Source organism: Streptomyces alkaliphilus (assembly GCF_014141535.1).
GTDB classification, from domain to species: domain Bacteria; phylum Actinomycetota; class Actinomycetes; order Streptomycetales; family Streptomycetaceae; genus Streptomyces; species Streptomyces alkaliphilus.
This window is the reverse complement of sequence record NZ_VKHT01001106.1, coordinates 1-1529: the sequence shown is the minus strand read 5'-3', so window position 1 is coordinate 1529 and position 1529 is coordinate 1. Positions and strand designations below refer to the sequence as shown.

General features: G+C 75.0%; 1 protein-coding gene and 2 pseudogenes. 1 reads left to right on the top strand and 2 read right to left on the bottom strand.

The window, feature by feature from the left end:
- Both FNQ90_RS28555 and FNQ90_RS28550 read right to left on the bottom strand, forming a co-directional pair.
- Positions 1-542 (bottom strand): annotated as a pseudogene (locus FNQ90_RS28555) (SDR family oxidoreductase); the annotation flags it as partial.
- Positions 543-790: 248 nt separating this feature from the next.
- A pseudogene (locus FNQ90_RS28550) lies at positions 791-1129 on the bottom strand (hypothetical protein); the annotation flags it as partial.
- On the opposite strand from FNQ90_RS28550, the gene FNQ90_RS22730 reads away from it, so the two are divergent.
- Positions 1128-1529: helix-turn-helix domain-containing protein (locus FNQ90_RS22730; RefSeq protein WP_182608061.1), on the top strand; the 402-nt coding region annotated here is incomplete at its 3' end. The pseudogene FNQ90_RS28550 and the gene FNQ90_RS22730 overlap by 2 nt on opposite strands.

The following is a 1529-nucleotide window of genomic DNA, read 5'->3' as shown; positions in this document are numbered from 1 at the left end:
CCACCCGGGAACCCCTCCCCGACGCCCGGGCACCGGGGTGGATCAGCGGCGGGCGGCGCCGGCGTGCTCGGCGAGCCACTCGTCGAAGGTGCGGGTGCCGCGCGGGCCGGGTTCGGTGGGCAGCAGGCCGCCCTCCGCCATCTGCCGTCCCCCTTGCCGATGGCCGCCGGCGGCAGCGGCAGGACCAGGCGCTTCCCACCCCGCGCCCGCACCAGGCCGCGCGCCTGGTCCAGCAGTACCTCCCGACGCGGCCCCGCCAGCTCCGGCACCGTTCCCGACGGCTCACCGGTGACCAGCCCGACCAGGACGTCGGCCACCTCCCGGGTGTCGATCGGCTGGTTGGGCACCCGGGGCACCGCCGCCACCGGCCCCGGCATCGAGGCCATGAACTGCCCCGCGAAGTCGTGGAACCGGGTGCAGCGCTGGATCGTCCACGGCACCGCCCCGGCCCGGACCAACTCCTCCTGCCGCAGCTTGCCCCCGTGGTACCCGGTCTCCACCCGGTCGCAGCCGACGATCGACAGCAGGAGGTGGTGTCGCACCCCGGCCCGCTCCCCGGCGGCGAGGAGGTTGCGCGTCCCCGCCTCGAATCCCGGGGCGCCACGCAGGAACGGACGTTGGTGAACCAGCAGGTGCTGGGCACCGGATCCACGAACAGGCCGTGCCCGAGGGTCCGGTCCTCGCCGGGCAGGAGGTCGGGAATGTCCGGGGCCGCCGCCCAGCGCTCCAGGGCGGGGATGCCGGGACGGGGCGCGTACCACCGTTTGGCGCGCGGATCCCAGCGGGCGCCCCCCTTCTTCGCCTCGTCCTTCTCCGCGAACGGAACGTCCAACCACACACGCTCGCCCACCGCGTCCTCCCCCGGACCCGTTCTCCGCCGCTTCCCGCCCTTCCGATTGTCGGGCTCCGGCCGACCGGGGAAGGCCCCGGGGGACGACCGTGGCCGGATGCGATCGGCAACGGTCCCGAACCGCCCGGAAGGCCGGCGGGCGGATCGGGCGCCCCCGCACCGACCCGCCTTCCGCGGGAGAGGTCGGGCCCGGTCCGGGGCCCTTCGGCCCGGGGCGGGTGGGCACACCTGCAAGCAGGTGCTTGCAATTGTTAGCGCGATGCCGCACAGTGGGGCCATGGGATCTTTCGAGGGCGGTGGACTGGGGGCGTTCCTGCGGGAACAGCGCCGCCAGGCGAAGCTCTCGCTGCGCCAGCTGGCCGACGCGGCCGGTGTCTCCAACCCCTACCTCAGCCAGATCGAGCGCGGGTTGCGCAAGCCGAGCGCGGAGATCCTCCAGCAGATCGCCAAAGGGCTGGAGATCTCGGCGGAGACGCTGTACGTCCGCGCCGGGATCCTGGACGAGCGGGTCCGCGACGACGCGGCCCCGGGGGGCGCGGGCGTCCCGGAGGAGTCCGGCGTGCGGGCGGCGGTACTGGCCGATCCCGGGCTCACCGAGGAGCAGAAGCAGGCGTTGCTGCGCATCCACGAGGCGTTCCGTCGCGAGAACGCCGCCGGCACGGACGGGGCGGGGCACGAC